This window comes from Bradyrhizobium sp. (assembly GCF_019244115.1).
Classification (GTDB): Bacteria; Pseudomonadota; Alphaproteobacteria; order Rhizobiales; family Xanthobacteraceae; genus Bradyrhizobium.
Window position 1 is genome coordinate 1 of record NZ_JAFATE010000319.1, and the last position, 2,556, is coordinate 2,556.

The following is a 2,556-nucleotide window of genomic DNA, read 5'->3' on the forward strand; positions in this document are numbered from 1 at the left end:
GTGTAGGCCGGTTGTCTGTCTGAGGTTGGCCGGACCCTTTCGCGCATGCGGGGGTTTGACTGGCCGGAGATGGGCTCCGGCTGACCCCAGACGAAAGGATCCGGCCATGCAGGCAACGATGACATGCGTGGGGTTGGATGTGCACGCCCGTTCGACGCATGCTGCGGCGATCGATGTGGTCACTGGCGAGCTGCGGCGCGTGCGGTTCGGTGAGGGCACCGAGGAGGTCGTGAGCTGGCTCGCAGACTTGAACGCTCCTGTGCGCGCGGTGTATGAGGCGGGGCCGACGGGGTTCGGCCTGGCCCGCCAGGCGACGAAGGCAGGGGTGCATGTTGTGGTGGCCGCGCCGAGCAAGACGCCGCGGGCGAAGGGCGATCGGGTCAAGACCGATCGCAAGGACGCCGAGCTGTTGGCTCGTTTGCTGCTCGCCGGGCAGCTGAAGCCGGTGGTGGTCCCGCCGGATTGGCTTGAGGCGATCCGTCATCTCGCGCGCACGCGCGAGCAGGTCCGGCGGGATTTGGCTAGAGCGCGGCATCGCGTGTCGAAGCTGTTGCTGGTCGAGGGTCGCGTGTATCCGGGCGCAACGACGTGGAACTGGGCGCATCACAACTGGCTCGCGTCGCAGCAGTTCGACTTCGAGGCAACGCAGTTGGCGTTCGTGGATCGGCTCGCCGCAGTCGATGGGCTGCTCGCACGACGCCGATCGCTCGATGAGCGCCTCTCGCGGATCGCGACCGATGAGCGGCTGTGGCCGACGATTTCCCGATTGCGCTGCTTCCGCGGCGTCGACACGCTGACTGCGCTGATGCTGCACCTCGAGCTCGGTGGTGACTGGGGCCGCTTCTCCTCGCCCAGGCAGCTGAGCAGCTGGCTGGGACTGACCCCGTCGCTGGATCAGTCCGGTGAGAGCAAGACCCACGGATCGATCACGAAGACGGGATCGAGCATCGCGCGGCGGCTGCTGGTCGAGTCCGCCTGGCAGTACTCCCGCCGTCCTCGGATCGGCCAGACACTGCTCAGTCGCCAGGACGGACAGCCCGATCACATCCTGCAGATCGCGTGGAAGGCACAGCACCGGCTGCACCGAGTGCACAAGCGCTTCAACGCGCGCGGCAAACCCGCAAACGTCGCCACCGTCGCGATCGCCCGCGAGCTCGCCGGGTTCCTCTGGGCGGCAGCGACCGCGCCATGACCTGACCGCACAATCACATCGCGGTCACGCCCGGGATCCCGGCGGTCGGCCAAGGGCCGCCGGCACGCGCGATACAGCTATGAGCAGCCGCTCGCGGCCACGCTCGATCCTAGACACGCGCACGCCGGCGCTGAAACCAGCGTCTTGGGGATGGCAAACCCCCGCATCATCAGACTGACCCACGCGACACTCGACATCGCGCCGAGCCGCCGGGACCCCCAGCCGCTTCTCAAACAGCCTGCAAACCGGGCTAATCAGCGCTGCCCACTTGACAAACCGACGGCCATATCAGCTGTAGTTCCTGACCACGTTGTTCCGCCGATGAGCTAGCCATCCGGTGCTCCTTGGAGGCTGAAGGGTGCTCAAGCCACCTCAGTCCCAAGGAGGACACCGGATGAAGCTGCACCGTAACGCCAAGCTCAGCGTCAAGGGTCGCGAGTTGCTCGTGGAGAGGATCGAGCATGCGGGGTGGTCGCGGGCGACGGCCGCCGAGGCGGCCGGCGTCAGTGACCGCACCGCGCGCAAGTGGCTTGGCCGCTACCAGGCCGAGGGACTGGATGGGCTACTGGATCGCTCCTCGGCCCCGCAACAAGTACCGGGTCGGACTGACGAAACGCGGGTCGAGCTGATCGCGACCCTCAGGCGGCTACGAATGACGGCGGCAGAAATCGCTGAGTGCCTAGGGATGGCGCTCTCAACCGTGTCAGGCATCCTGACCAGGATCGGGCTCGGCAAGCTTTCCCGACTCGAGCCTCCCGAGCCGCCCAACCGCTACCAGCGAGCGCGGCCCGGGGAGCTGCTGCATATCGACGTCAAGAAGCTTGGCAAGATCAGCGTGCGCGGTGCAGGGCACCGCATGACAGGCACGCGAAGCAGCCAGACGCACATCGGGCCCAAACGGCTCGGCGCGACCGGCTGGGAGTTCGTGCACGTCTGCGTCGACGACGCCAGCCGGCTTGCCTATGTCGAGCTGCTTGACGACGAGAAGGCGACCACCGCGATCGGGTTCCTCACGCGCGCCATCGCGTTCTACCGAGCTCACGGCATCACCGTCCAGCGGGTGATGACCGACAACGGCCCCGCCTACCGATCAATGCTCCACGCGATCGCGTGCCGCACGCTCAACATCCGGCACCTCCGAACCCGCGCATACCGGCCACGCACCAACGGCAAGGCCGAACGGTTCATCAAGACGCTGCTCGCGGGCTGGGCCTACGCAGCGATCTACCGCTCGACGGCTGAACGCCGAGCCGCGCTCACCGGCTGGCTTGACTGGTACAACACGCGGCGACCACACGGCTCCCTCAGTCACAAGCCGCCGGCAACTCGCCTCCACGAACTGAACAACGTTCCCGGTTTCTACA

The 2,556-nt window shown here is 66.9% G+C and carries 2 protein-coding genes; both read left to right on the forward strand.

Going from position 1 to position 2,556, the window contains the following annotated elements; all coding sequences use genetic code 11:
• The first annotated feature begins 106 nt into the window (after positions 1 to 106).
• Positions 107 to 1,192 carry an IS110 family transposase gene (locus tag JOZ76_RS14240; RefSeq protein WP_291699264.1) on the forward strand — a complete coding sequence of 362 codons (1,086 nt, stop codon included), beginning with the start codon at positions 107 to 109 and terminating at the stop codon, positions 1,190 to 1,192.
• Positions 1,193 to 1,586: 394 nt separating this feature from the next.
• Positions 1,587 to 2,556 (forward strand): IS481 family transposase (locus tag JOZ76_RS14245; protein ID WP_291699265.1); only part of this gene is annotated, 970 nt, incomplete at its 3' end.